Origin of the sequence: Adlercreutzia mucosicola DSM 19490 (assembly GCF_000422625.1) — a bacterium.
Classification (GTDB): domain Bacteria; phylum Actinomycetota; class Coriobacteriia; order Coriobacteriales; family Eggerthellaceae; genus Adlercreutzia; species Adlercreutzia mucosicola.
Window position 1 is genome coordinate 276,445 of sequence record NZ_AUGK01000003.1, and the last position, 23,148, is coordinate 299,592.

The 23,148-nt window shown below is 58.2% G+C and carries 36 protein-coding genes and 1 tRNA gene; 33 read left to right on the forward strand and 4 right to left on the reverse strand.

Annotated elements, in window-relative coordinates; translation table 11 throughout:
- Positions 1-33 precede the first annotated feature (33 nt).
- The 4 genes from G503_RS13045 to G503_RS0101230 all read left to right on the forward strand — a co-directional run bounded on the left by G503_RS13045 (position 34) and on the right by G503_RS0101230 (position 3,641).
- Positions 34-1,698, forward strand: a complete 1,665-nt coding sequence (locus G503_RS13045; RefSeq protein ID WP_051190803.1) for a lysylphosphatidylglycerol synthase domain-containing protein — start codon at positions 34-36, stop codon at positions 1,696-1,698.
- 42 nt (positions 1,699-1,740) lie between these two features.
- Positions 1,741-2,937, forward strand: coding sequence for a lysylphosphatidylglycerol synthase transmembrane domain-containing protein (locus G503_RS13050; RefSeq protein WP_156891855.1), 1,197 nt, complete (start codon positions 1,741-1,743; stop codon positions 2,935-2,937).
- Positions 2,938-2,974: 37 nt separating this feature from the next.
- Complete coding sequence (locus G503_RS0101225; RefSeq protein ID WP_235715459.1) at positions 2,975-3,469, forward strand: PaaI family thioesterase; 495 nt, start codon at positions 2,975-2,977, stop codon at positions 3,467-3,469.
- A gap of 95 nt (positions 3,470-3,564) precedes the next feature.
- Positions 3,565-3,641, forward strand: a tRNA-Pro gene (locus G503_RS0101230).
- On the opposite strand, the gene G503_RS15875 is transcribed toward G503_RS0101230, so the two are convergent.
- Together G503_RS15875 and G503_RS13060 are read right to left on the reverse strand one after the other, a co-directional pair.
- Positions 3,630-5,123 (reverse strand): recombinase family protein, encoded by a 1,494-nt coding sequence (locus tag G503_RS15875; protein ID WP_028026145.1) that lies wholly within the window; start codon positions 5,121-5,123, stop codon positions 3,630-3,632. The two genes, G503_RS0101230 and G503_RS15875, sit on opposite strands and share 12 nt — an antisense overlap.
- Complete coding sequence (locus G503_RS13060; protein ID WP_035021266.1) at positions 5,120-5,500, reverse strand: helix-turn-helix domain-containing protein; 381 nt, start codon at positions 5,498-5,500, stop codon at positions 5,120-5,122. Before G503_RS13060 ends, G503_RS15875 begins: the two co-directional genes overlap by 4 nt.
- A 346-nt stretch (positions 5,501-5,846) precedes the next feature.
- Between G503_RS13060 and G503_RS0101245 the strand changes: the two genes are divergently transcribed.
- The 29 genes from G503_RS0101245 to G503_RS0101390 all read left to right on the forward strand — a co-directional run bounded on the left by G503_RS0101245 (position 5,847) and on the right by G503_RS0101390 (position 22,285).
- Positions 5,847-6,089 (forward strand): hypothetical protein, encoded by a 243-nt coding sequence (locus tag G503_RS0101245; RefSeq protein ID WP_028026146.1) that lies wholly within the window; start codon positions 5,847-5,849, stop codon positions 6,087-6,089.
- 247 nt (positions 6,090-6,336) lie between these two features.
- Complete coding sequence (locus G503_RS0101255; RefSeq protein WP_028026148.1) at positions 6,337-7,668, forward strand: DEAD/DEAH box helicase; 1,332 nt, start codon at positions 6,337-6,339, stop codon at positions 7,666-7,668.
- Positions 7,665-8,213, forward strand: coding sequence for a hypothetical protein (locus tag G503_RS15395; RefSeq protein WP_051190804.1), 549 nt, complete (start codon positions 7,665-7,667; stop codon positions 8,211-8,213). Before G503_RS0101255 ends, G503_RS15395 begins: the two co-directional genes overlap by 4 nt.
- Positions 8,214-8,225: 12 nt before the next feature.
- On the forward strand, positions 8,226-8,903 hold the full coding sequence (locus G503_RS13070; RefSeq protein ID WP_156891856.1) for a phosphoadenosine phosphosulfate reductase domain-containing protein: 678 nt from the start codon (positions 8,226-8,228) through the stop codon (positions 8,901-8,903).
- Positions 8,894-11,632: an ERF family protein gene (locus tag G503_RS13075; RefSeq protein ID WP_051190806.1), complete on the forward strand. Its 2,739-nt coding sequence runs from the start codon at positions 8,894-8,896 to the stop codon at positions 11,630-11,632. Before G503_RS13070 ends, G503_RS13075 begins: the two co-directional genes overlap by 10 nt.
- A gap of 2 nt (positions 11,633-11,634) precedes the next feature.
- Entirely contained in the window at positions 11,635-11,862 is a 228-nt protein-coding gene (locus G503_RS0101275; RefSeq protein ID WP_028026149.1) for a hypothetical protein, read from the forward strand.
- Positions 11,862-12,914, forward strand: a complete 1,053-nt coding sequence (locus tag G503_RS0101280; protein ID WP_035021268.1) for a YqaJ viral recombinase family protein — start codon at positions 11,862-11,864, stop codon at positions 12,912-12,914. Before G503_RS0101275 ends, G503_RS0101280 begins: the two co-directional genes overlap by 1 nt.
- 14 nt (positions 12,915-12,928) lie before the next feature.
- Positions 12,929-13,348, forward strand: coding sequence for a hypothetical protein (locus G503_RS0101285; RefSeq protein WP_028026151.1), 420 nt, complete (start codon positions 12,929-12,931; stop codon positions 13,346-13,348).
- Positions 13,348-13,707, forward strand: coding sequence for a hypothetical protein (locus G503_RS0101290; protein WP_028026152.1), 360 nt, complete (start codon positions 13,348-13,350; stop codon positions 13,705-13,707). The genes G503_RS0101285 and G503_RS0101290 overlap by 1 nt, the downstream gene beginning before the upstream one ends.
- A complete protein-coding gene (locus G503_RS0101295; RefSeq protein WP_028026153.1) occupies positions 13,643-13,900 on the forward strand; it encodes a hypothetical protein in 258 nt (85 codons plus the stop codon). Before G503_RS0101290 ends, G503_RS0101295 begins: the two co-directional genes overlap by 65 nt.
- A gap of 4 nt (positions 13,901-13,904) precedes the next feature.
- The gene (locus G503_RS0101300; RefSeq protein ID WP_028026154.1) at positions 13,905-14,699 is read left to right on the forward strand and encodes a primase C-terminal domain-containing protein; all 795 of its coding nucleotides are present in this window, start codon (positions 13,905-13,907) and stop codon (positions 14,697-14,699) included.
- A gap of 2 nt (positions 14,700-14,701) precedes the next feature.
- Positions 14,702-14,965 carry a hypothetical protein gene (locus G503_RS0101305; RefSeq protein WP_028026155.1) on the forward strand — a complete coding sequence of 88 codons (264 nt, stop codon included), beginning with the start codon at positions 14,702-14,704 and terminating at the stop codon, positions 14,963-14,965.
- Positions 14,962-15,255 (forward strand): hypothetical protein, encoded by a 294-nt coding sequence (locus G503_RS0101310; RefSeq protein WP_028026156.1) that lies wholly within the window; start codon positions 14,962-14,964, stop codon positions 15,253-15,255. The genes G503_RS0101305 and G503_RS0101310 overlap by 4 nt, the downstream gene beginning before the upstream one ends.
- Positions 15,252-15,926 carry a hypothetical protein gene (locus G503_RS0101315; RefSeq protein WP_028026157.1) on the forward strand — a complete coding sequence of 225 codons (675 nt, stop codon included), beginning with the start codon at positions 15,252-15,254 and terminating at the stop codon, positions 15,924-15,926. The genes G503_RS0101310 and G503_RS0101315 overlap by 4 nt, the downstream gene beginning before the upstream one ends.
- Positions 15,927-15,930: 4 nt before the next feature.
- The gene (locus G503_RS0101320; protein WP_028026158.1) at positions 15,931-16,269 is read left to right on the forward strand and encodes a hypothetical protein; all 339 of its coding nucleotides are present in this window, start codon (positions 15,931-15,933) and stop codon (positions 16,267-16,269) included.
- A gap of 2 nt (positions 16,270-16,271) precedes the next feature.
- Positions 16,272-16,460, forward strand: a complete 189-nt coding sequence (locus G503_RS0101325; protein WP_028026159.1) for a hypothetical protein — start codon at positions 16,272-16,274, stop codon at positions 16,458-16,460.
- The gene (locus G503_RS0101330) at positions 16,442-16,648 is read left to right on the forward strand and encodes a hypothetical protein (protein ID WP_028026160.1); all 207 of its coding nucleotides are present in this window, start codon (positions 16,442-16,444) and stop codon (positions 16,646-16,648) included. Before G503_RS0101325 ends, G503_RS0101330 begins: the two co-directional genes overlap by 19 nt.
- On the forward strand, positions 16,648-16,977 hold the full coding sequence (locus G503_RS0101335) for a hypothetical protein (RefSeq protein WP_169628135.1): 330 nt from the start codon (positions 16,648-16,650) through the stop codon (positions 16,975-16,977). The genes G503_RS0101330 and G503_RS0101335 overlap by 1 nt, the downstream gene beginning before the upstream one ends.
- Positions 16,974-17,258, forward strand: coding sequence for a hypothetical protein (locus G503_RS0101340; protein ID WP_028026162.1), 285 nt, complete (start codon positions 16,974-16,976; stop codon positions 17,256-17,258). The genes G503_RS0101335 and G503_RS0101340 overlap by 4 nt, the downstream gene beginning before the upstream one ends.
- On the forward strand, positions 17,255-17,629 hold the full coding sequence (locus G503_RS16540) for a DNA cytosine methyltransferase (protein ID WP_202805146.1): 375 nt from the start codon (positions 17,255-17,257) through the stop codon (positions 17,627-17,629). The genes G503_RS0101340 and G503_RS16540 overlap by 4 nt, the downstream gene beginning before the upstream one ends.
- Before the next feature lie 361 nt (positions 17,630-17,990).
- Positions 17,991-18,209: a hypothetical protein gene (locus G503_RS0101350; RefSeq protein ID WP_235715460.1), complete on the forward strand. Its 219-nt coding sequence runs from the start codon at positions 17,991-17,993 to the stop codon at positions 18,207-18,209.
- Positions 18,202-18,435 (forward strand): hypothetical protein, encoded by a 234-nt coding sequence (locus G503_RS0101355; protein ID WP_028026164.1) that lies wholly within the window; start codon positions 18,202-18,204, stop codon positions 18,433-18,435. Before G503_RS0101350 ends, G503_RS0101355 begins: the two co-directional genes overlap by 8 nt.
- 8 nt (positions 18,436-18,443) lie before the next feature.
- Positions 18,444-18,656 carry a hypothetical protein gene (locus G503_RS0101360; protein WP_156891857.1) on the forward strand — a complete coding sequence of 71 codons (213 nt, stop codon included), beginning with the start codon at positions 18,444-18,446 and terminating at the stop codon, positions 18,654-18,656.
- Positions 18,653-18,931: a hypothetical protein gene (locus G503_RS0101365; protein ID WP_028026166.1), complete on the forward strand. Its 279-nt coding sequence runs from the start codon at positions 18,653-18,655 to the stop codon at positions 18,929-18,931. Before G503_RS0101360 ends, G503_RS0101365 begins: the two co-directional genes overlap by 4 nt.
- 2 nt (positions 18,932-18,933) lie before the next feature.
- Positions 18,934-19,206, forward strand: a complete 273-nt coding sequence (locus G503_RS0101370) for a hypothetical protein (protein WP_028026167.1) — start codon at positions 18,934-18,936, stop codon at positions 19,204-19,206.
- Positions 19,203-19,715, forward strand: coding sequence for a hypothetical protein (locus tag G503_RS0101375; protein ID WP_156891858.1), 513 nt, complete (start codon positions 19,203-19,205; stop codon positions 19,713-19,715). Before G503_RS0101370 ends, G503_RS0101375 begins: the two co-directional genes overlap by 4 nt.
- Entirely contained in the window at positions 19,712-21,382 is a 1,671-nt protein-coding gene (locus G503_RS15400) for a DNA primase family protein (RefSeq protein ID WP_051190808.1), read from the forward strand. The genes G503_RS0101375 and G503_RS15400 overlap by 4 nt, the downstream gene beginning before the upstream one ends.
- 155 nt (positions 21,383-21,537) lie before the next feature.
- The gene (locus tag G503_RS0101385; RefSeq protein ID WP_028026169.1) at positions 21,538-21,738 is read left to right on the forward strand and encodes a hypothetical protein; all 201 of its coding nucleotides are present in this window, start codon (positions 21,538-21,540) and stop codon (positions 21,736-21,738) included.
- Positions 21,713-22,285, forward strand: a complete 573-nt coding sequence (locus G503_RS0101390) for a hypothetical protein (RefSeq protein WP_028026170.1) — start codon at positions 21,713-21,715, stop codon at positions 22,283-22,285. The genes G503_RS0101385 and G503_RS0101390 overlap by 26 nt, the downstream gene beginning before the upstream one ends.
- 526 nt (positions 22,286-22,811) lie before the next feature.
- Here the strand turns inward: G503_RS0101390 and G503_RS16835 are convergent.
- Both G503_RS16835 and G503_RS16190 read right to left on the reverse strand, forming a co-directional pair.
- Positions 22,812-22,934, reverse strand: coding sequence for a hypothetical protein (locus tag G503_RS16835; protein ID WP_257482900.1), 123 nt, complete (start codon positions 22,932-22,934; stop codon positions 22,812-22,814).
- Positions 22,931-23,137 carry a hypothetical protein gene (locus tag G503_RS16190; RefSeq protein ID WP_156891859.1) on the reverse strand — a complete coding sequence of 69 codons (207 nt, stop codon included), beginning with the start codon at positions 23,135-23,137 and terminating at the stop codon, positions 22,931-22,933. Before G503_RS16190 ends, G503_RS16835 begins: the two co-directional genes overlap by 4 nt.
- Between the last annotated feature and the right edge of the window lie 11 nt (positions 23,138-23,148).

Consider the following 23,148-nt stretch of genomic DNA (forward strand, 5'->3'; position numbering starts at 1 on the left):
CCGCTGAAATGCACCCCGAGGAAAGGATCCCCTTTGAAGAAAGCCCTGCTGCTCATATTGGGCATCGTGGCCGTGTGCTTTCTCATTGGCAACGCCGACTATCTGGCAACGTTTGTTGATACGCTGCAAACCGGCGCCTTCATTCCCCTGGTGCTGGCTGTGATCCTCATGCTGGCGCGCCACTTCGTGCAGGCCGCCTCCTATGACGCGGCCTTCGACGCTGTGGGGCACGCCACGGGCTTCTGGCACAACGTGGTGCTCATTTTCTCGCTGGTGTTCATCAACACCTTCTGCTTGTTCTCGGGGGCCACCGGCGTGGCCTTCATCATCGACGACGCCCATCGGGAAGGCTGCGACGCCGGCCAGTCCACAGGGGGCGCCATCCTCTCCCAGATCGGTTATTTCGCCGCCATCTTCGTGATCTCGGCCATCGGGTTCATTACCATGCTGGTGGCCGGCGAGGTGAACTTCCTGTTCGTCACCGGCGCGCTCTGCCTGGCGGCGACGCTCATCGCGCTTTCCAGCCTGTTCTTCATCGGGCATTTGAGGCCGCGGCTGCTCTACCGCTTTTTCCTGGGGCTGCAGAATCTGCTGAACCGCATCGTGGGCGTGTTCAAGAAGTCCATGGGCGCCGGCTGGGGCCGCAAGACGGCCCATTCCTTCGAGAACACGGCGAACATCCTGGCCCGTAATCCCCGCGGTACCTTCATCACCGTGGCCTATGCGTCGTTCTCGGCCATCCTGAATATGGCTACCCTCGTGGCCATCGGCTTCGCCTTCGGCTTCGAGGAGGCGGCGCCTTTGGTGGCGGCCTTCGCCGTGGCGGCCATCTCGGTGATCTTGAGCCCCACGCCCCAGGGCATCGGCGTGGTGGAGGCGGCCATCGCCGCGATTCTCACGGCCTACGGGTGCTCGCTGGCCACGGCTACGGCCATCGCGCTGGTGTATCGCGGCATCATGTTCTGGATCCCCTTCTGCATCGGTGCGGTGCTGCTGTCCCAGTCGGGCTTCTTCGCCAGCAAGAAGACGGCCACCGAGGAGCAGAAGCATAAGGACATCGGCTGGATTTCCGGCACGCTCGTGGCCGTTATCGGCCTGGTGAACATCGGTCTGGCCTTCATCCCCAGCTCTTTCGCGCCCTACACGATGCTCACCTCGTGGATCGACATGTCCACGGTGTTCGTGGGCGGCCCGCTTATCATCGCCTCGATGCTGATGCTCGTGCTGGCCGCTGGGCTCATTTTGCGGTTCCGCACGGCTTGGGCCTTCACCATCTGCCTGCTCGTGCTGGTGGCGGGGGTGGAGTTTCTGTTCCAGGGCACCATCCATATCGGCATCGCGGGCATCCTGCTGGCTGTCTGGCTGTTCTTCAAGCGCCCTGCCTTCGATCGGCCCTTCTCGCTGGGCTCGCTGCAACCCTACACTGACGATGCCTTGGGCCATGCCCGCACGCGCATCGGCGCGGCGCGGGCGCGGGCTCAAAAGCGTCCCGCCGCCCGGGGTGGCACGGCTCAAGATTTAGGGACAACAACAGGTTGGGAACAGCAGGCCGAAGAAGGGCAAATGGTGAGCGGGAAGGCCCACGAAGAGGGTATGCTGCAACCGAGCAAAAACGGGGCCGGGGACGACGCGCCGTGTGCAGCGGGCCCGGCTGGAATCGTACTGCCGGCGAGTCGCCCCGAGGGGCGCGAGGGCTAAGAGCCCGTCGCCTCGACGGGTCCGGGACATGGGAGGTGACCCGTGCGCGGCAACTTACAGAAGATCATGATCGGCGTGATCGCCGTTATTGTGCTGGCCTTCATCTTCTTCTCGGGCGATTCGCTCGTGAAGTTGGTGGAGACCATCAAGCAGGGCGCGCCCTTGTTCATCGGCGCGGCCATTGCGGCTCAAATAGGGAAGTACCTTGCCCAGGGGCGTGGCTTTCAGGCCTGCTTCAACACCGTGAACGGGCATATCAGCTACCGCACGGGGCTGTCGCTTGTGTTCGGCACGTTCTTCATGAACACGGTGGCCCCCTCCATGAACCTGGCCGGCACCTCGCTCGTGATGACCACGGCCACCAAGAACGGCATGCAGGCGGGCCGCGGCGCCACGGCGGCGCTGCTGATGCAGCTGTCCATCGACACGGGGTTCGTGATTATCATGCTGGTCACCTTCGGCATCCTGTCGTTTACCGTGGGGCTGCAGCCGGGATGGCTGGCTGTGGGCGCGGTGGCCATCGTGCTGGTAGGCGGCCTGGTGCTGATGATCACCGTGGGCGGCTTGAAGCCCAATCTGGTGCTGAAGGTGCTGCATCCCTTTGTGCTCCTGGCCGATAAGGTGCTGGCGAAGTTCAAGAAAGATCCCATCGACGATGCCGTGACCCGCACCATCCACAATTTCTCGAGCGCGGCGCACCTGATCACGAAGAACCCGAAGAAGACCGTGCAGTCGTTTCTGTGGACCACCCTGTCCAGCATCTGCGAGATGGGCTGTTTCGTGCTGACGGGCTTCGCCTTCGGGGTGCATCACCCAGAAGCGTTGATCTGCGGGTATGTGGTGGCCACGCTGTTTGCTATGATTTCCTTTGTGCCCCAGGGCGTGGGCGTGGTGGAGGCGGCGGTGACCGTGGCCTTCGCGCTGTTCGGCATCGATTCGGCCACGGGTCTGGCCGTGGTCATGGTGTACCGCGGCATCGTGTTCTGGCTGCCGTTTCTGGTGGGTGCCTTCGTCATCCAGCGGATGCGCGCCTTTGTGCCCAGCGAGCAGGCGCTCAAGCGCGAGCCGGTGCCGCTGGGGACCGTGCGGGCCCGCAAGGACGCGGCAGGCGAGATGCCCGCGACTTCTGCGGCCGAGCCTGCGGAAGGGGCGCGGGGTTCGGTTGCCGAACCTGCGGCGCTGGCAAAGGAGCCGGGCGCGGCCCCTGCGGCGGCGCATAACGATCATCTGAAGAAGTAGCGGGTGCGCCTCGGCGCCTCGCGGGAAGGGAGATGCCATGGCGGATACCCAATCGATGGCAGCTGAAATTGCAGAGAAGCGGGAGAGCGTGGGCCTGAACCACACGCTGGGCGTGCAGTTCACGAAGGTCACTCCCGAGCATCTGGAAGCGATCATGCCCATCACTCCCGCCGTGCACCAGCCCTTCGGCTTCCTCCATGGCGGTGCGACCATCGCGCTTCTGGAATCGGTGGCTTCGGCCGGCGGGGAAGTGGCCTGCGACGTGGAAACCGAGCAGCCCTTCGGCGTGGAGGTGAACATCCGCCACAAGAAGAGCGGCAAGGCGGGGAACCTGCGCGGGGTGGCTGCCCTGGCCGAGCGCGTGCCGTCCTCGCGGGTCGGCTACAAGCTGATCTGGGACGTGGCGGCCTACGACGACGAGGGCGATGTGATCAGCGACGGTACCATCGTCGTGAAGGTGGTGCCGAAAACCTACCTGGCTCAGAAGGCCGCCGAGCGCGAGGCCGCCCGCGCTGGTGCCGCGGCGTTTTAGGTCCCTCGCTCCTCTTGAGCAACCGCGCAAGTTTCCGCTTGCGCTGGGCGATAACTGTGGTATCATATCGTTCGCTGTTCGCGAGAAGAGCATTTCGGGTTGTGGCTCAGTTTGGTAGAGCGCTGCGTTCGGGACGCAGAGGCCGCAGGTTCAAATCCTGTCAACCCGACCAGAAATTGAGTTTGCGAACCCTGTCTGAACTGGGAAGTTCGGCAGGGTTCGCGTTTTCTATAGCCTTGATTTCCTCGAAGTCATACCTATCGCCGTCATCCCCGCTGACCTTGAACACGACAATGATGGTCTCCTTGTTCGCGTATACCGCCTTTACGAAGGTGGAAATGAGAAGGTTCTCCTTGGCGGGGTCTTTCTCGGCTCTGTCCACGATTTCTCTCACGAACGAGCGGATAGAATCCTCGTCCCTCAGCTTCTCCACTTTGAAGTCCTCGAAGGCAACGAGACCTTCAAGCTCCTCGATACGATCTTCCAAAGCCGTCAGAGCGTCCCTGACAGCCGATGCTGGTATGCCCTCCTCCAAGGACTTAATCAAGTTGTTCTTACGCGAGAGACAGTCTGACAGCTCCTCACGGTACATATCCGTCATGCTCTGCTGCTCCCTTGCGTATTCGACGACGCTCGCGACCATATCGTCGATGGTCTGCTCGTCGTGAAGCAGCTTCGACAGCTCTTCGAGAACCGCGTCCTCCACGTTGTCAGCGTTCACGCGCAGCTTGCACCCGTCCTTGTTCACGCAGCCGTAGTAGCTGTACTTTTTGCCGGTGTGGGACGTTCCGCTCGTGCCGCACATGGGCTTGCCGCACTCTAGGCAGAACATCCTGTCGGTGAGCAGGAAGTCGTTCACTACGTTCTTGCGCTTGGATTCCTTGCGCAACCTCATCTGCTCCTGCACGGCCATGAAAAGCCCCCTGTCCACGATTGCTGGCATGCCGCCTTCCACGCGGACGCCAGCGTAGTCGTACACGCCTATATATGCTTCGTTCGTCAGCATGTTAAGCACGGCCTTCGGCGACCAAGAATTTCCTCGTTTGGTGAGGAATCCCAGATCGGCCATCCACTCGGAAATCTGGTTCGACGACCGCCCGGAGAAGTAAAGCTCGAACGCCCTTCGCACGATCGGTGCCTGAACCTCGTCCTCTACGAAGTGATCGGAAGCGTCCACGGCGAATCCGAATATGCGCCTTCCGCTCGCCTTGCAATTTTCGGCGTTCTTCCTGATGCCGTCGCGAACTACCACGGACAAGTTACGTGAATAGTACTCGGCGAAAAGCTCGCCCATTCCCTCTTGCAGAAGGCCGTCGGGCGTATCTCGCTGCTCGCCCTCGCGCACCGAGACGATCCTCACGCCTGCGTCGCGAAGCTCGCGCTTGTAGCGGCGGGAAATCTCGACGTTTCTGGCGAAGCGGTCTAGCTTGTAGATGACGAGAACGTCGTAGGCACCGGCCTTGCCGTCCTCGATGCAGCGCTTGAAGGACGGGCGCTTGTCGTTGGTGCCCGTCTTGGCGTAGTCAGTGTAAATCTCACCGAGAGTCCACCCCTCGCGCTCGATCAGCGCTTCACAATGCTCGACTTGAATCTCGATGGACTCGTCGCGCTGGCGGTCGCTTGAGAAACGGGCGTATATGGCGGCTATCGTCACGCCAGCTCCTCTTCCTCGAAGTCGTAGACGAGCATCATCAGCTTAGCCCGCTGCTTCTTCGAGCATTCTCCATAGATGCGCAGAAGTTCCTCCTCGTTCTCGTCGAGATCGAGGGCTTCGTCGTCTTGGGCTTGGTAAAGCGCGTTGATAGCGGATTCCTCGCTCGTGCCGAACCTCATGCCGCTGTCGTCGGCGAAAAAGTCGGCCACGGAGCAGTGGAGGTGCTGTGCCAGTGCTTTCAGCTCATCTTCTTTTGGAATCGTCCCGTTCTTCTTCCATGCGGAAGGAGTGCTTTTGCTTACACCGATAGCCAGCCCCGCAGCGCTTGGACTCACCCCGGCTGATTTGCAGATTCTCTCGAAGTTCTCGTAGAACATACCATTCTCCAAAGTTTCTTTGGAAACTCCCTTGACATTACTAAGTTACTACGTAATAATCCAATACTAGTTCGACCACAACTCAATAAGCACAAAGTAATAAACCTCACAACACCCGAGGTCTAGCCCTTAATTGCCTTATTGAGTTGTAGACCGAATCTTACCGAATTATTACGTAACCGTCAACACAGTTACTAAGTAACTCGGTAAATCCGCACCTTGACAACTGAATGGTTCACACCGACGGAATGGAAACGGCTTAGCCGGAAACGACCGTGCCGAGATAGTCGTCAAAAGGTCGGTGAAAGTTTTGGAAATCTTTGACCTTTATTAGGAGGTGAAGTTCATGAGCGACGACATCCGCAATGAGGTTCGGCGGTTGCTCAAAGAGGTGACGTTCTCGCAGGCAGAAGTGGTCGAGAAGATCAAGAGCCAGTACGGCTACAAGACGAACTGCTCCGAGTTCTCCTCAGCTATGAGCGGGCTTAACACGCCTAAAGCGCGAAAGCTGCTCACTGCGGCGTTGACGATCCTCACCGAGGAAAAGATGCGGCAGAAGGCTCTGCTAGATGCCGCCAAGTCCGTTTAGGAGGTGGAACGCTTGGAAACGAGCGAACAGGAACAGGCGACGCACGTGAACCTTTTCGCCCAACTCAGCGAGTGGGAGAAGCGGGGCTTCGCGGCGATCGTCTACGGAATGATGAGAGGAGGGTTCACGTGCCAACAAGGCGAAAAAGAACGAGCGCCCCAGCCTGCCAGCGTAAGCGCTCGAACACAGGTGCTACCTGCAAGCCAATTCTAGCATGCGCATCCCTCCGAATAGGGAGTGAGCGCCCATGGTAGAGCTTTACGAGCATCAGAAGACGGCGCTCAGCCTGCTGCGGCTGAACAACGGGTTCGCCCTATTCATGGAGCAGGGCACGGGAAAGACATTCCCGATTCTTTTCAGGCTCGCCGAGCTTGCTCATACAGGCCGCATTTCCAAGGCTCTCATAGCGGCTCCGAAGGCCGTTTGCAGCTCTTGGGAAGACAAAATACGCCAGCTGTCGGTAGATCAGCGAGAAGCGCTCGAATCCATCGAGCTGGTCATCGCGTCCTACGACATCGTTTGGCGTCACAAGGACATCGCGGACTCGACGTACGACGCCGTGGTGTTCGACGAGAGCCACTACATCAAGTCCCCTTCCGCCAAGCGCACGAAGGGATGCTTGAAGCTGGCTTCTAGGGCGACGTACCGATGGATTCTCACAGGCACCCCGACATCTAACGGGCAGCTTTGCAACCTGTGGTCGCAGTTCGCGGCCATCACTCCTATCGTGCGCAAGGGTCGCGTCTACCCGGAGTGCTTTGACGGTGCCACTTACGCCGACTGGCTAGATTCAGTCGCCTATCTCAACAAGTACCACAAGCCGTACAAGTACAAGAACGTGGCTTCCATCCAGAAGGTCATGGAGGAGGTCAGCTACCGCATCACCAAGGAGGAGTGCCTAGACCTCCCCGAGAAGATGCCGGATGAGATTCTTCATGTGAAGCTGAAAAGCGGCGTCATAGCCGACTACAGGCAGATGGTGAAAAGCTCGGCGATCTTGGAGCTTGACACGCTTGCGGGAAATCCGCTCACGCGGTCTCTGCGTCTTCGGCAGATCGCGTCCGGCTTCATCGAGACGGAGAACGACGAACACGTCGATTACCCGTGCGCGAAGCTGGAAGCCTTGAAGGAGTTCCTTGAGGACTTCGAGAAGAAGGTCGTCGTGTTCTGCGAGTTTCGCAACAGCATCGACGCAGTGTCCGCCGTCATGGACAAGTTGAAGATGAAACACGTGATCCTCGACGGCAGACAGCAGGACAAGTCCATCTGGCAGCGCTTCCAAAGCGACGAGGGAATCCAAGCCATCATCTGCCAATACCAGAGCGGCAGCGCGGGCATTGACTTGTACGCCGCCGACACCTGCATCTTCTTTGAGCCGACGCTATCCAGCAATTTCAACGAGCAGGCCAAAGACCGCATCCACAGAGTAGGGCAGAAGAGGGCTTGCAGCTACGTCTACCTGATTACCGACCACACCATCGAAGCCGCCATCTACGGAGCCTTATGCAACTACGAGGACTTCGGTGAAGCGCTGTTCACGCGCTACATCGGCGAGTACACGAAGGGAGCGAGGATATGAGAAAACTCATGCTCCTACTCATTCCCCTGTCGATTCTCCTGCTGGCGCTCTGCCTATGCAGTGCCGCACCGGCGGAAGAGCGGTCAGACGAAGAAATCATGCACGAAGCGATGCTCTTGCAGGTCTCGGATTTCCCAGCCCCGGAACCGGAGCCTGAACCGGAGTCTGCGCCTGAAATTGGGGACGACCCCGAGCCTGTTCAGGAAGAGGTCGCACCTAAGCCGATCGAGCAACCTTCTATAGAGGAGGTAACTGAGACGCCGCAGCAATCGTCCTACTCGGGAAGCAGCTTCAAGCGCGATGGGGTCTGGTACTACGGGGGATTCAAGTACACGTGGTACTCCTCGAACGTGCTGCACCACTACAGGACGAACGAGTGGACTCCTGATTCTCAGGGCGTCTACCGAGACAGTGACGGCTACGCGGTCGTTGCATCTGAGGACTACCCATTCGGATCAGTTATCAGCGACACGCCATTCGGAGCCGCCAAGGTCTATGACTGCGGCTGTCCCTCCGGCGTGATCGACGTTTACGTGAACTTCTAGGAGGTGAAAACATTGAGATTCGTTGCATCGGTTTCCTTTGGAAAAGACAGCTTGGCGATGCTGCACCTGCTTCTTGAGCAGAGACGGTCGCTTGACGAGGTGGTCTTCTACGACACAGGGGCGGAGTTCGATTGCATCTACCGAGAGCGCGATCGCATCTTGCCGCTTCTCGAAGAGCGCCACATTAAGTACACCGAGCTGCATCCAGCGGAACCGTTCTTCTACCAGATGTTCGCGCATCCCGTACACAGCAGGAAGACCGGCGGGGTTCACAAGCACGGCTACGGTTGGTGCGGAGGGTCATGCCGTTGGGGCACCACCTATAAGAACCTAGCGATTGCTAAACACCTGCGCGGCTATCAAGAGAAGGTCGTCCAATACGTAGGCATAGCAGCCGATGAGAAGAATCGCATCGGCGACAAGTGCTACCCGTTGCTCGACTACAACATGACAGAGCGAGAGTGCTTGGCTTACTGCTACGAGCAAGGTCATGAATGGTTAGAGGATGGTGTAAGACTCTACGACGTTCTCGACAGAGTTTCATGTTGGTGCTGTAGGAACAAGAACCGGAAAGAGCTTAAAGCAATCCACGATAACCTCCCTCGCTATTGGGAGCGTCTTGAAGCGCTGGAAGCCGTTCTGGGGAACATGAAGGGTAAGCCCCTTAATGAGGTGGTCTCATGCAGTTAGACGACCTCGACCTCATCGTTTACGACTTCGAGGTGTTCGCGCATGACTGGTTGGTCGTGTTCAAGGATCAGCTCGGCACCTACACGAGCTTCTGGAACGACCCCGAGAACCTTTACGACTTCATGAACGCCAACGAGGAAGCTGTATTCGTGGGCTTCAACTCGAAACACTACGACCAGTACATCTTGAAAGCTCTCATGGCCGGATGCACTCCGGAGGAAGCGAAAGAGGTCAACGACTTCATCATCGAGTCGGGAGACCCGGGCTGGCAGCACCCGTACCTGAACATAGCGGGCGAGCCGAGGTTCTGGTTCAACAACTCGGACTTGATGGACGACATGATGAAGGGCACGTCCCTGAAATCAATCGAAGGCCATCTGGGAATGAGCGTGGAAGAGTCCACGGTCGATTTCACCTACACGAAGAAGCTCACCGAAGAGCAGAGGAAGGAGGTGGAGCATTACTGCCGTCACGACGTTGACGCCACGATGGAGCTGCTAGAGCTTCGCAAGGACTACCTTGAAACCAAGATGCACCTTGCGGGCATGGCGGACATCAACCAGATCAGGGCACTCAACATGACAGACCCGATGCTCGCGGCGGCTTTCATGGGCGCTACGGCTGTGGCCGACATCGCCGAGGACGAACGCGACTACGAGTTCCCGGGCAGGCTTGAGTATCGCTTCATACCCACCGAGGTTCTAGCGTTCTTTGAGCGCATCTGGAACGACGAGATTCCCGACGATGAGCTGTTCAGCTCGAAGTTGGAGATCGACATCGGAGGGTGCCCGACGGTCTACGGTTTCGGCGGCATCCACGGGGCGCTTCCGAAGTACAGGCAGAAGGCCACAGAGGACACGCTGATCCTCAACTACGACGTGGCGAGCCTGTACCCGTCTCTCATGATCGAGTACGGCTACGTAAGCCGCGCAGTGCCTTCCCCGGAGGTCTTTGCCAACGTCCGCTCAGAGCGATTCGATGCGAAGGCCAAGGGCGACAAGAAAACGGCCAACGCGCTCAAGTCGCCCCTCAACAAAGCGTACGGGGCGATGCTGAACAAGTACAACCCCATGTACGACCCGAAGATGGCGAGGAGCGTGTGCATCAGCGGCCAGCTCTCGATCACCGAACTTGCGGTGGTCTACTCACGCATCGAGGGCTTGCAGATCATCCAACTCAACACCGATGGCATCATGGTGAGCATCCCGAAGGAAAGCTACAGAGAGCTTGTCGCCGTCAACGACTGGTGGCAGCAGCAGACCTCTCTAGTTCTCGAAGAGGACAAGATTGACTTCATCTGGCAGAAGGACGTGAACAACTACGTCTGCCGCAAGATGGACGGTACGGAGAAGGTCAAGGGTGGCTATCTGGTCAGGGGCGTGAACCCCATCGGAGCTTGGTCTGTGAACTTCAACGCGACGATCGTCGCAGAAGCCCTCAAGAAGTACCTGCTGGACGGCATCCCTGTCGCAGACACCATCAACGCTTGCGACGACCCCTACCAGTTCCAGCTCATCGCCAAGGCGGGCGGCAAATACAGCCGCGTTTATCAAGAGATTTTCCCCGAGCCTGTCGGCGAAGCGGGCACAGAGACAGTGGAGCGCCAGAAGTGCAACCGCGTCTTCGCCTGCAACGACGAGCGCTACGGGCGTCTCTACAAGGTCAAGAAATCCGACGGCAAGGTGGCGAAGATCGAGAGCCTTCCCGAACACTGCCTTGTCTGGAACGACGACCTTCAAAAGAATCCGCCAGCGATTTCGTTAATAGACAAGTCGTACTACATCCAGCTCGCAGAGAAGCGGGCGCAAGACTTCAAGGAGAGTGAAATGGCAACTACGACAGAAACCAAGTCGGCTCCCAAACGAGCTGCATCTAAGACGAGCAAGACCGAAGACTACAGCAAGCTGAACGTCTATCAGAAGCTCGCGATTGCACGACGCATGATCCTCGACGAGAGGCTGGTGCCGAGCGGCAAGAACTTCCACTTGGAGTTCGAGTTCTTCGAGTTGAAGGACATCACACCGGCGCAAACCCGAATCTTCGAGAAGGTCGGCCTGATCGAGCTGTTCGATGAGGTCAAGCGCGGCAAGACCTTCCTGACCGATGTCAGCGAGGACGGTACCCGCAATCTCATCGACGAGCGCGAGCCTGAGCATTACGCCTTGTCCCGCGTCATCAACACCGACCAGCCTGAGGAGTTCATCGAGTTCCGCACCGACTGGGCAGAGCTTGAGCCGATCGTCAGCAAGCAGACGGGCAAGGAAGCCCAGAACGCCTTGCAGCGCAAGGGCAGCGAGACGACCTATTTGCGCCGCTACAACAAGCTGAAAGTCCTCGATCTCACCGAGACCGACGCCAACGAAGCGAACAGCGGTGCCGAAGAGGAGAAGACCCCGGCCAAGTCGGCCAGCGACTCAGCCAAGCCCGTGCGCAAGACCACCACTCGAAAGTCCGCTGCCAAGCCCTCTACCGAAGCCGACAAGAAGGCTGCTGCGAAGAAGGTCACCAACGCCGACGGCAAGGCCAACAACTTGCAAGTGACGCAGCTCAAGAAGGCCATCAAGACCTTGAAGACCGAATACGGCGACAAGCCGGAGGTTGGTGCCTACATCACCGAGCTTGGTGCGTCCACTAACAACCTAAAGGACATCACCAAGACCCAAGCCGAGGAAGCCATTCAGGCCATCGGCGAAATGAAGGAGAAGTTCGACACGGAAGGAGCTGAGTAAGCATGTCGAATATCAACATCGAGATCGAGGTCGTAGACCTCTCCTGCGACGAGGAGAAGGTTCTGTTGCTGTGCGACAAGATTACCGAGGCTGCTGACGAAGTTGGGGTCAACCCGATCGAAATGGGAGCCGCGCTCGGGAAGCTGCAAGACTGGGTGTTCAAGGACTACGGCGTCCTAGCGCCTACAGATGGCGTCATCAAGTTCCTCAAAGAGGAGGTGGAGCTGTAATGGACATCCAATGGAACACCGACGGAACCATCAGCATCGACCCTCCCAAGCGCCCCAAGAAGCTCACGGGCACCCGATTCGCAAGCGTTCTGGGGATGAACCGCTGGAACACGCCGTTCCAAATCTGGTGCGACATCACCAAGGCCGTCATAGTCCCCTTCGAGGACACCAAGTACACGCTTGCCGGTAAGGCGATCGAGCCTAAGCAGATCGAGTACATGCGTGAGAGCTACGGCATGGACAACCTAGTCGATCCCACGCAGGAGTTCGGCAAGGACTACTTCTCGAAGACATACGGCAATTTCTTCGACCACGAGGTGCTTGGCGGCATGTGGGACTCGCTGCTCAAGGACGAAGACGGCAACGTGGAAGGCGTTCTTGAGTTCAAGACGACCTCGCGCCCGCAGGACTGGCTCAACGACGACGGAGAGGTCGAGCCGCCCGAGTACTACGCGTTGCAGGCCGCGCTCTACGCCTATCTGCTCGATTGCGACTACGTGGTCATGGTGGTCACGTTCCTGACCGACAAGGACTACGAGCATCCCGAGGAGTTCGTCCCCAACGCTGAGAACACGCAGCCCTACGAGTTCAACGTGTCCGAGCGCTACCCGAACTTCGAGGAGGAGTACGTCAAGCCAGCGCTGGCTTGGTGGGATCGACACATCGAGACCGGCAACTCGCCCGAGTTCGACGAGAAGAAGGACGCCGACTACCTCAAGCTGCTGCGCAACGTGTCGCTCAACCCCAACAGCGACATCGACGCCCTGCTAAAGGAGCTGCGCGACTGCCAGAAGCGCATCGACGTAGCGGAAGCCACCGTCAAGGAGGACGCCAAGCGCGTGAAGGTCATCAAGGAACAGCTCAAGAAGTACGCGCTTGAGAACATCGGCGAGGAGGACACCCTCACGATCGAGGGCAGCGGCGTCACCTGCAAGCTCACCAGAACCGTGGCCGTGAAGGTCAACGAGGACGCCATGCGCGACGACGGAATCTTCGACAAATACGCCGAGGAGACCGAATCGACCCGGTTCAACGTCAAGTTCGAGAAATAGGAAGGACAGATCTAATGAAACTCGGAAAAGGCTTCATCAATCTCACCGAGGGCGAGAACCAGACCCTCAAGATTTCCAAGGTCACCTACGACGAGAAGTACGACAAGTGCAAGGTGACCTTCAAGGACGATCGCGGCGGCTCCTGCACCGAGCAGTTCCTCTTCACCGGGAAGAACGGCAAGCCGAACGAGGTGGCGCTCAACATCTTCACCACGCTCGCTATGTGCGCCCTCAACGATTTCGGCATGCAGGAGACCGAGTTCGACCCACAGGAGCTTGAGGACTGCTACGTGCAGGCAGATGTGACCAAGGACATCGTTACCGACGAGGACACTGGTCGCACCAACACTTACTACCACGTCCGCAACTTCAAGGTCGCCGACCTCAACGACGCCGAAGCCGATGAGGAAGACGACGAGGGGCTGTTCGACTGATGCGCGAGACGGCTTTCCAGAAGCAATGCCTTGACTGGATCAAGGACAACTACCGGGGCAGGCTCCTCGCCGTGAACATCCACGGCGGGGGCTACTCCAACAAGGGTTTCCCGGACATTCTCGTCTTCGGCGACCAGAAAGCCGTGGCCGTAGAGCTTAAGGCCGACAGCGGCTACAAGGTTCAGCCGGATCAGATCATCTGGCGCAGGCGCTTCAAGGCCGTGGGAACCCCCCATTACGTGATAGACGACTTCGACACCTTCGTCGAGGTCATGACCAAGGAGTTCGATTTGCATGAAGATCAAGAACGAAGTACTCAAAAAGGGCGGCAAGGTCGCCTACAAGCTCGACGCGGGTGACGGTCGCTTCACGGTCTCTGAAATGCCCGCCGAAGTTGCGGCTGAGATCATCGCCAAGGGCAAGAAGGGCGAAGAGGTGAACGGCTACATGAACATTGACGGTTGCCACTTCATTCCCTTGAACGTGATCGACTTCGAGGAAGGCGACAAGCCCGAGACAGCCGTTCCTACCAAGAGCGCCAAGAAGGACTAGAGCCATGGCGACGCTGATGGGAAACATACCGCCAGAGCTGAGAAGTCTTCAACGCTGGGTCTGTTCCAATGCCGACAGCAAGATGCCCATGAGGGCGTTCGCGGCGGCGGCAGCGTCCGTAAGCAAGCCCGACACTTGGGCGTCCTTCGAGGAAGCCGAGGAGTGCATCGAAGACGGAATCTACGAGTACGCGGGCTTCGTCTTCGATTCCGACGGCTTCGTCGGAATCGACATTGACTGCGGCTTCGACGAGGACGGCCTTCCGACTGATGAAGCTCTCGCCGCCATAAGCGCATGCAAGAGCTACACGGAGGTGTCCAAGAGCGGCAAGGGCTTTCACATCATCTGCAAGGGCGACATCCCGTTCCGTGGCAAGAACAACCGCAAGGGATGGGAGATATACCGCGAGGGGCGCTTCTTCGTCCTCACTGGGCAGACCGTTATGTTCACAGACATCGCGGAAGCCCAAGAGGGTATCGACGCCGTTCTCGAAGCCCACTTCTCCGATGAGGTGGCGGAATCGTCAAGTAAATCGGGAAACCGCCAGAAGATTTGGAAGCCCTCCTACACGCTCAGAAGCAACGGGAAGGTTCCGCTTTGCCCGACGTTCGAGCCGGTGACGAGTGGCAGCAGACATCTGTCGCTCGTTAGCTACTGCGGCCAGATTCACAGGGCGCTCGCACACAAGGAGACGCTGTTGAAGATGGCTCTGACGGTGAACGAGCACTACATGGAGCCGCCCTTGGGGGAGGAAGAGGTTCGCCAGATCGTAGATTCGGTCACTAGGTACAGGAGGTAGAAATGGAGCATTACCTAGACGACTGCACCGATCCCGTGTTGCTCAGACGCAACACGACGAGCCTGAGCAAGTTCTCAGAGGAGCTTGTGATCGCCTTCCTCAAGGGCTGCGCCCCGAAGGCTTATGTGAGACACGAATCTTGCCCATTCGATTTCGAGACGCTTTACAAGGGTCTTTACAACGTGAGTCGCAAGAACGACTTCAAGAACCTAGTGAAGGTTCACAGGCAAGAAGGAAAAATCATGTTACTGAGGTGCAGAAAATGATTGTCGAGATAGAGAACTACCAGATACGTCCCTATCCGAACAACCTGTGCTGGGAGGTTTGGAAGTTCAGGGACGTTAAGAAGAAGGATGGTTCGGTGAAGAGAGAGTGGGTGTCGGAAGGATGCTATCCCTCCACGCTCGATCAAGCACTGAACATCGTACACGAGCGCCTGCTCAAAGAAGGCGGCTCGGTCGTCGGGATCGAGGATGCCGTGAAGGCAGTAAAAGCGCAGGCGAAGGTCATCGCCAAGGCGGCAGACAAGGCCGCTAAGGAGGTGGGAAGCCGATGAGCTACTGCTTCAATTTCCCACCCGCCAAGTTCGTTCCGCCCGAGGGGCTTACACGTGCCGGTCAAGCAGACCATATCGTCGAGGAAGCCGCCGAGCTTTTCGCGGAAGCGACCAGCGATGCGGCGAACCCTCCCGAGAAATACATCGAGGAGGTGCTTGACTGCATTCATGCCTGCGAGACCGCGTTGCGCGAGTTCGACCCGGAGATCGTGTTGAGGGTAGCCGACGCCGTGGTCGCGAAGAACAAGGATCGCGGCTACTACGGCGATGATACGGCGACGCTTAGCTACATGTCCATCACAGACATGCTCCCTCCCGTCGATGTGGCGCTCTGCTACTCGGAGGAAGAGGTCGCAACCCACCTGATGCAGTTCGGGCTGACGCCCGGGGAGGTGCCGATGTGCGGCAGGACGGTCGGCGAAGCCATCACGTGCAGGAGCGACGAGGGGCGCTTCGTGGCCTGCGTCCGCATGAGCGAGCGCCCGAATGACCGAGAAGCCATGATGGGCGTCCTCGTACACGAGACGACGCACGTCGCCACCAGATACCTCGAATCTCTCGGTTGCGAGACGGTCGATGACGAGATTCGCGCCTATGTGTCGCAGTCGATCGGTCAGGCGCTATTGGAAGAGTACCTGCTCCACATGGAGCGTTCTGAGAACAAGGAGTAATGACATGCCATCTAAAGACAACTATTACGATTGGCGCACCCTCGGTGGAAGCGTTGCACTGATTTCTTATCCGGATCAGAAGCGGTACATCGAGCGAGTCCTCTACAACGCACCCGCGACGATCATCTTTTGGTCTGACGGCGAGAAGACCGTCGTGAAGTGCCACGAGTGCGTCATGAGCGGTCAGTGCAAGCGATTCCGCACGAAGGACGGTGCCTGCGGGTGTCAGGCGTTCCACGACGGTAACCCTGCCCTGTGGCGTCGCGAGGGTGTGGTTAACGCGTCCCTCAAACGCACGTTCCCGAACTACATCGACCAGCTCAGCAAGGCGCTCGGTGAGTAGACATGAAGATCACCGCCAAGCATATCGAGATCAATACCAGCTTCGACTACCGGCTGCCGCATCTGACTATCGAGTTCGCCATCAAGGAGATCGAGGATCGCGACGAGATTAACAACATCCAGAACCTTCTGGGTGTTGATGTCGAGCTTAACCTTCCGAGGAGGATTCAGAAATGTTCAAGCAGAAGATAACCGCCTGGGCGATCTGCGACGACTGCGGCGCGACGCGCAAGGAGCAGTCCCAACACGGAGAGGGCTTCGACGGCATCGTAGAGCGCCTTCGGTCTAAAGGGTGGCACATCCCCGACGACCCGGACAACGAAGGCTGTTACTGCCCCACGTGCGCCGAGCAGCGCGACCATGGAGGTGATGCAGCATGATGACGCGCCAAGGAATGCACTACCGTTGCGGCAACTGCGGGCACCACGCCGTCATGTGGCTCGACGACACGCTTGAGACCCATGACGAGAACCACAAGCCCGTGCCATTCACGATCTCATGCCCGAACTGCGCACCCGGTTTCATGACTCATGTAGATTGGCACGAGGACATCCACCTTCACGAGCCGATGCCCCTGACCGAGGACATGAACCGCTTCGAGAACCGAGAGAACTGCGAGTGCGGATGTCCGGTGTTCGCTGGTCACGTCATCCCTACAGAGGGAGAGCTTAATAACACCATCCAAGAGATATTTGGAGGTGGGCTGTGAGCAACATCTACCGCATCAACAAGGCCGGTATCTACGGTATAGGCCACTACGGTGTGTTCGAGACCCGCATCATGATCGGACAACCCGATACCTGTGGGAGCATCAAACTGACACCCGAGAAGTTGAAGGAAGTCCTCGACTGCCTACACATCGACTGGGAAGACGGCGGTTTCATCAACGACCTGCTCAATGGGCAGATGGTCTCGATTACCACTGATGACGACGGCTACTTCATTTCCATAGGTGACCCCTATGGAAACAAGGTGGTGATGCTTCCATGAAAGTAGTGGAGCTTTTCGCCGGTACCCGCTCCATCGATCGAGCCTTCGAGCGTCGAGGACATGAGGTACTTTCCGTAGACTGGGACGATCGCTTCGAGGACATCGACCTGAACGCCGACGTGCTTGAGATCACCTATCGTGACATCCTAGACCTCATCGGCAAGCCCGATGTCATCTGGGCGTCCCCGGACTGCACGACCTACAGCATCGCTGCCATCAGCCATCACCGCAAGCGCGAGGATCACGGCAATCTCGCAGGAGTCAGCGATTACGCGAGGATTTGCGATCGTGTGAACCTCCACATGCACAACCTCATCATGATGCTGATCCCCCCCCCATTTGGTTCATTGAGAACCCGCGCGGTGGCATGAGGAAGATGGACTTCATGCGCGGCTTAGAGCGTTACACGCTTACCTACTGCCAATACGGCGACACGCGTATGAAGCCCACCGACATTTGGACTAACCATCCCAATCCGAAGTTCCTTCCACCGTGCAAGAACGGCGACCCATGCCACGTATCGGCACCGAGAGGAGCTAAGACGGGCACACAGGGACTCAAGGGATTGGTGGAGCGAAGCCGCATCCCGGAAGCCCTGTGCGAACACATAGTAGACACCTGCGAGGAGCAGCTGTCCTTTAGGAAGTGATTTCTATGAACCATTGCGCGAGCGTTGCGGAAGACCCCGTTGCAGCGCCGAGACACTATAGGGGTGATGGCACTATCGAATGCATGGATGCGTTGCAGTCGATGATGAACAGCGTCTACTGCGTCCAGCCGCAGGCTAACGGCGGTAAAGCCAAGAACATTCCCCCGACAGGTTTCTACTGGTGGGGCTGCGCGTTCAAGTACCTCTGGCGCTGGATTTGGAAGAACGGCGTTCAGGACTTGAGGAAGTGCCGCCAGTGCATCGACTACCTCATCGACATCATGGAGGTGGACGATGAGTAGCATCGGGCAGATTCTCGACTCGATAAAGGCGGAGGTCGATGAGACCAAAGCGGATTTGGAGCCTTATGCGCTCGAAGATGCCGAACCACCCAGCGAGATCGAAACCCCTGTTCTCGATGCCCTGCTCGAAGACGTGCGGGACATCATCGAGGGCAGGAAAGAAGCAAGGAGATACGAGCGCGAGAAGGCGCTCTATGAGAGAAGAATGGCAGGTGATTGGTCATGAAGGCTTTCATGGCGATTTTGGTGAGCGTCCTCACGACGGTTCTCACCGTGGCTCTGGTTCTCGGCATGTCGTGGGGAGCTGTGCTGCTCATAAGCTGGCTCATCACGTTGTGCTTCGGGCTTGAATGGAGCCTTCTTATCGGAACGGGCGTGTGGCTGTGCTGCATGCTGATCCGATTCAGCGTGGGCGCTGCCGACGACAAGAAGGGACTCGGGCTATGAAGAAGCAGCGCATCATACCAGAGAAGGTCGTGGAAGAGCGCTTCTGCGACGTTTGCGGCAAGCCAGCCGACGGATGCGGATTCATCGTAGCCCACAGCGTCACCGGCGAGGTCATCTACGAGAGCAGGGTCGTGGGCGACTACTGCACCGAGCATGCCGACAGACTATTGAGCAATGCCTTGAAGCAGCTTCCCATCCACGAGCGCTACGACACCATCGAGGACGAGGAAGCTGCCGTCAGGGCAGAAATAGAGCTTATCGAGAAGGAGGTCTAACAATGAGCGAACTTCTGAGCGCCCTTGTGGCAGCGATCATGTTCGGTAGCATCTTCGTATGCGCGACCGTCATCATCTACCACAAGATCAGCTGCACCAACAGACTCCGCATCCGCAAGGTGAACGCAACGATCCCGAAGATCATCGTCGTGAACGACGCGGAGTTGCTGGAAGCCCTCAACGAGGTGCTTCCCAAGCTGGAAGACGAGCAATCCATGAGCGCCACAACCGAACGGCTGCGGACGGCCTTATGCAACATCGGAGGTGGGCGATGAGCTTCTTCAAACGGAAACAGCCCTGCGCCGAGATAGCTCCGGCAGCAGTCGAGGTAATCGCCCCGCGCTACTCGGGCGAGGAGCTTGAGCGCATGGTCGGCGAGACCTACGAGGAGAAGCTGCGGCTGCAAGCGAAGCTCAAATCTGCGGAAGCGCAACTCGAAGCCATGGAGAATGTCAAGGCCAAGCTATCGAGCGCCGAGGTCTTCGCAGAGCAGTGCCGCCGCGAACGCGATGCCGAGACCCACAAGCGCGAGCAGGTCGAGCGCGAGATCAAGGCCGTCGAGCAGGAAAACCAGCGCAGCCGCGACCGGCAGGCCGTGTTGCATACCCAGATCGACAAGTTGGAGCGCAACCACGAAGCCCGCGACAAAGACGTGCGCAACGATCTCGTCTACGCGATGGCAGACGCCCTCATCTACGAGAACGGCAACTGGTCTAAGAAGCGCGTCTTGGACTTCATCGAAGGCTTCCTCGACTACGTTCCGAAGGAGGAAGGAAAGCTATGAGCTACGAATTGAAAGACGGCACCGAGGTGACTGGCGACATCGAGCGCGTGATGCGCACCCTCGACGACATCGACCCTTTGGCCGACGACTCGAAACTGTCGCTGAACAGCGCCGAGACCATCGCCGAGTTCGCCGTCTGGCGCGACGACGTGCTTTGGTGCCCCGGCATCCGCTCGCTGATCCTGAGCAACGGTCAGGACTCCTTCATCGAGAAGGAAGGCGACGAATACCTCTACCAGCTCATGCAGCGGTTCAACGAGGGTCGGCGCATGTGGGCTATGAACGAGATAGCGAAGGCCGCTGGCGAGGACAAGGAGCGGCTAGGCTCGGCCAAGGCGTACCTCAAGCACGTCACCAAGGCCAACGACGCATCCCAGCTGCGTTCTGCTGTGTCGCTGTTCTGCAAGACCCGCACGATAGCCGCGTCGCAGCTGAACCGCGAGCCTACCGTCATCGGCACCGAGGTCGGCGTGGTGGATATGGACATGGGTCGGCTGCTCACCGATATGGAGGGCTACGAGGACGACGCCAAGCGCTGGCACGTCACAAAGTCCTGCCGTGGCGAGGTTCAGAGCCGCTTCAACCAAGACCCCGCCTACGACGAGCGCTGGGACGAGTTCATCCTTGAGATCATGTGCGGCGACAAGCAGCGAGCCGACTATCTGCAAAGGGCGCTCGGGTACTCGATGCTGGGCGGCAATCCCGAGGAGGTCATGTTCATCGCCTACGGTGCCACGACCCGAAACGGCAAGGGCACCCTGCTGAACACGATCGCTTGGGTTCTCGGCGACTACGCCGCGAACATGCCGAGCGACTTCCTCACCCGCACGAAACAGCGAAGCTCGTCGGACGACGACGCGCTCGGGGCGCTCGATGGCGTTCGCTTCGTGACCATGAGCGAGCCGACGGCAGGCCGCAAGCTCGACGAAGCGAAGGTGAAGTCGCTCACCGGCAACGACCCCATCACGGTCGCCCGGAAGTACTGCCCGACGACCACCTTCTACCCGCAGTTCACGATGTGGCTGTCGTGCAACAGGCTCCCGTCGGTGGAGGACACCACCGTGTTCACCTCCGGGCGCATCCGCGTAATCCCCTTCGAGCGGCATTTCGAGAAGGCCGAGCAGGACAGCACGTTGAAGAACCGCTTCCGCACGAAGGACGGAGCCTACACGGTGCTGACGTGGCTGATCGAGGGCTACGAGAAGTGGAAGCGGAAGGGGCTGGCCGAACCCAAGTCGATCGTGGACGCCACGGAGATTTGGGCGGGTTCCGGAGGGGACGACTTCCAGAAGTTCGTCGATACCGAGTGCGTCATCGAGACCAGCGCCAAGGAGAAGGTGCGCGACATCTGCGACGCTTACAAGCAATGGGCTACCGACAACGACAAGGAGAACCTTACCGACAAGGACATCAAGGCTCGGCTGAAAGACCGCGCCATACCCTCTAGGAAGGGAGCGAAGGGCTACTTCTATTTCTACGGAATCGCCCTCAAGGAAGCTCCCGAGAAGTCGGGAAAAGAGTCAACCTCAACTCCACCTAAGTCCACCCGAGGTGGAGCAAGAAGCTCGAAAACGACGCCGAAATCGCCGAAATCGACTAGCAAGCCGACCGTGAAGCTCGGAAAGAAGGTTGAAAAAGGTGGAGTAGGTGGAGCGAAGGTGGACTAAAAGGTGGAGGTAAATCCACGGTTCTATCAGGCAAAGGTGGAGTAGGTGGATATAAGACCTATCTATATATGTGTTTATGGGGTATGTATAACTTTATAAGCAACATATAAGAAATAGGTCAACCTACTCCACCCACACGAGAACGGAGGTATGGAATGGCTAGAGGGACTTGCGAGTTCTGCGACTTCTCGTACCTTCACGGCGAGAGCTACGACAGGGAGTGCAGGCACGATCCGCCGGTGTTCGTGTCGGATCAGTACTCCGAGCGTTTCCGCTTTCCCGTCGTGAAGGACAACGATTGGTGCGGAAGATGGAAGGAGGTGGACGCCGATGGGCGGCAAGGGCAGCGGCGGTAGACGCAAGGGTGCCGGGAACGGTGCCGAGAAGGTAGACCCGGATGTGAACCATAGGGTCATACAGTTCACGAAAGAGCTTACCCAGATGGACAAGTGCGACCTCACTGACCCGGAAGCCATCGACGAGAGGTTCTACGACTTTCTCGCTTTGTGCGACAAGTGGGGCATGAGAGCCGGTGTGGCTTCTTATGCGGCGGCACTTGGTATCAGCAGGCAGCGACTCTGGGACTTGACCCGGCGCGACTATCAGCAGGTGACTGTCGGGGGCATGAAACTAACTCGGGAATCCCTCGACATTATCAAAAAGCATTACGGTTTTTTGGAAATCACGCTCGAAAATCTGATGATGGCCGACAAGGGAAATCCGGTGAAGTACTTCTTCCTCGCCAAGAACCATTTCGGCTACAAGGATCAGTCCGAACACATCAACGTGAACATCGACGAGCGGGCTGCGCTTCCGACTGCCGACGAGGTTGCCGCGAAGTACGCTGCGCAGCTGGGCAAGCCCCAACCGGAGGTCGTCTACGAGCTTCCCGAGGGCGAGTAGCGAACGACTTTCGACTTTCCGACTTCCGGAAACGCAAACGACTTTCGACTTTTGCGCCCCGTGCGACTTTCGACTTTCCGGGCATCCGGTAGCAGAAGCCGTGACGGGATCGCGATAGCCGCCGAACAGGCCGAATCAAGGCATGAGAAAAGCCCCTGATCCGTTTGGGTCGGGGGCTTTCTTGCGTTTGGGGCTATGTGGGCGCGTGTCGTTTGCCGTTCTCAGCGTCTCAGAGCGTCCACGGGACGCGCAAACACGCGGGGCGTGTACGGGCTAGGGTTTAGGCTATATCGGGGCTTCTGTACGCTCTGAGACGCTTATATAAGGGTATGCAAACGCGTTATATAGCGCTCTGAGGGCATGCGGCGGCGTATGAGGGGCTATAACGCCCCCGGGTGGGCTTAGGTACCAGATGAGCGCGGGCGGGCGTTATACGGGCTTATAACGCGCGAAAAGCCGCCTCGTGTGTAACGGGACGGCTCAGGGATCAGGCCAAAAGAAAAGCCCCGGCGATCCGGGGCGTTTTCTAGTCCGATATTTTCAGCAGTTGCATAATCAGCAGGACGGGAAAAGCAAAAACGATCAGAAGCGCTAGCCCTAAACCTTTTGCCACTGATAGCGCTATATCTGCGCCGGTTTTCTCTTTCATAGCGCACCCCCTACGGTTACGTTTGCGTTCTTGAAAAGCTGGGCAACGGTTACGCCCTTTTCAGCCGCGACGGTTGCAAGCCCGTTTTCAGTGATGCAACCGGCATACATGCGCCGCGCATTTTCGAGCGCTTCGGCTACGTTTTCGCCGGTGCAATGGGCACGAGCGCCCAAAAGTGGAAAAGTGATTATAAATCGTTTCATAGCATCCCCCT

Bases quoted from the DNA above. Each gene is read 5' to 3' on its own strand.
- G503_RS0101225 (WP_235715459.1), top strand. From the start codon at position 2,975: ATGGCGGATACCCAATCGATGGCAGCTGAAATTGCAGAGAAGCGGGAG.
- G503_RS13060 (WP_035021266.1), bottom strand. From the start codon at position 5,500: ATGTTCTACGAGAACTTCGAGAGAATCTGCAAATCAGCCGGGGTGAGT.
- G503_RS0101245 (WP_028026146.1), top strand. From the start codon at position 5,847: ATGAGCGACGACATCCGCAATGAGGTTCGGCGGTTGCTCAAAGAGGTG.
- G503_RS0101255 (WP_028026148.1), top strand. From the start codon at position 6,337: ATGGTAGAGCTTTACGAGCATCAGAAGACGGCGCTCAGCCTGCTGCGG.
- G503_RS15395 (WP_051190804.1), top strand. From the start codon at position 7,665: ATGAGAAAACTCATGCTCCTACTCATTCCCCTGTCGATTCTCCTGCTG.
- G503_RS13075 (WP_051190806.1), top strand. From the start codon at position 8,894: ATGCAGTTAGACGACCTCGACCTCATCGTTTACGACTTCGAGGTGTTC.
- G503_RS0101275 (WP_028026149.1), top strand. From the start codon at position 11,635: ATGTCGAATATCAACATCGAGATCGAGGTCGTAGACCTCTCCTGCGAC.
- G503_RS0101280 (WP_035021268.1), top strand. From the start codon at position 11,862: ATGGACATCCAATGGAACACCGACGGAACCATCAGCATCGACCCTCCC.
- G503_RS0101285 (WP_028026151.1), top strand. From the start codon at position 12,929: ATGAAACTCGGAAAAGGCTTCATCAATCTCACCGAGGGCGAGAACCAG.
- G503_RS0101290 (WP_028026152.1), top strand. From the start codon at position 13,348: ATGCGCGAGACGGCTTTCCAGAAGCAATGCCTTGACTGGATCAAGGAC.
- G503_RS0101295 (WP_028026153.1), top strand. From the start codon at position 13,643: ATGAAGATCAAGAACGAAGTACTCAAAAAGGGCGGCAAGGTCGCCTAC.
- G503_RS0101300 (WP_028026154.1), top strand. From the start codon at position 13,905: ATGGCGACGCTGATGGGAAACATACCGCCAGAGCTGAGAAGTCTTCAA.
- G503_RS0101305 (WP_028026155.1), top strand. From the start codon at position 14,702: ATGGAGCATTACCTAGACGACTGCACCGATCCCGTGTTGCTCAGACGC.
- G503_RS0101310 (WP_028026156.1), top strand. From the start codon at position 14,962: ATGATTGTCGAGATAGAGAACTACCAGATACGTCCCTATCCGAACAAC.
- G503_RS0101315 (WP_028026157.1), top strand. From the start codon at position 15,252: ATGAGCTACTGCTTCAATTTCCCACCCGCCAAGTTCGTTCCGCCCGAG.
- G503_RS0101320 (WP_028026158.1), top strand. From the start codon at position 15,931: ATGCCATCTAAAGACAACTATTACGATTGGCGCACCCTCGGTGGAAGC.
- G503_RS0101325 (WP_028026159.1), top strand. From the start codon at position 16,272: ATGAAGATCACCGCCAAGCATATCGAGATCAATACCAGCTTCGACTAC.
- G503_RS0101330 (WP_028026160.1), top strand. From the start codon at position 16,442: ATGTTCAAGCAGAAGATAACCGCCTGGGCGATCTGCGACGACTGCGGC.
- G503_RS0101335 (WP_169628135.1), top strand. From the start codon at position 16,648: ATGACGCGCCAAGGAATGCACTACCGTTGCGGCAACTGCGGGCACCAC.
- G503_RS16540 (WP_202805146.1), top strand. From the start codon at position 17,255: ATGAAAGTAGTGGAGCTTTTCGCCGGTACCCGCTCCATCGATCGAGCC.
- G503_RS0101350 (WP_235715460.1), top strand. From the start codon at position 17,991: ATGGATGCGTTGCAGTCGATGATGAACAGCGTCTACTGCGTCCAGCCG.
- G503_RS0101355 (WP_028026164.1), top strand. From the start codon at position 18,202: ATGAGTAGCATCGGGCAGATTCTCGACTCGATAAAGGCGGAGGTCGAT.
- G503_RS0101360 (WP_156891857.1), top strand. From the start codon at position 18,444: ATGGCGATTTTGGTGAGCGTCCTCACGACGGTTCTCACCGTGGCTCTG.
- G503_RS0101365 (WP_028026166.1), top strand. From the start codon at position 18,653: ATGAAGAAGCAGCGCATCATACCAGAGAAGGTCGTGGAAGAGCGCTTC.
- G503_RS0101370 (WP_028026167.1), top strand. From the start codon at position 18,934: ATGAGCGAACTTCTGAGCGCCCTTGTGGCAGCGATCATGTTCGGTAGC.
- G503_RS0101375 (WP_156891858.1), top strand. From the start codon at position 19,203: ATGAGCTTCTTCAAACGGAAACAGCCCTGCGCCGAGATAGCTCCGGCA.
- G503_RS15400 (WP_051190808.1), top strand. From the start codon at position 19,712: ATGAGCTACGAATTGAAAGACGGCACCGAGGTGACTGGCGACATCGAG.
- G503_RS0101385 (WP_028026169.1), top strand. From the start codon at position 21,538: ATGGCTAGAGGGACTTGCGAGTTCTGCGACTTCTCGTACCTTCACGGC.
- G503_RS0101390 (WP_028026170.1), top strand. From the start codon at position 21,713: ATGGGCGGCAAGGGCAGCGGCGGTAGACGCAAGGGTGCCGGGAACGGT.
- G503_RS16835 (WP_257482900.1), bottom strand. From the start codon at position 22,934: ATGAAAGAGAAAACCGGCGCAGATATAGCGCTATCAGTGGCAAAAGGT.
- G503_RS16190 (WP_156891859.1), bottom strand. From the start codon at position 23,137: ATGAAACGATTTATAATCACTTTTCCACTTTTGGGCGCTCGTGCCCAT.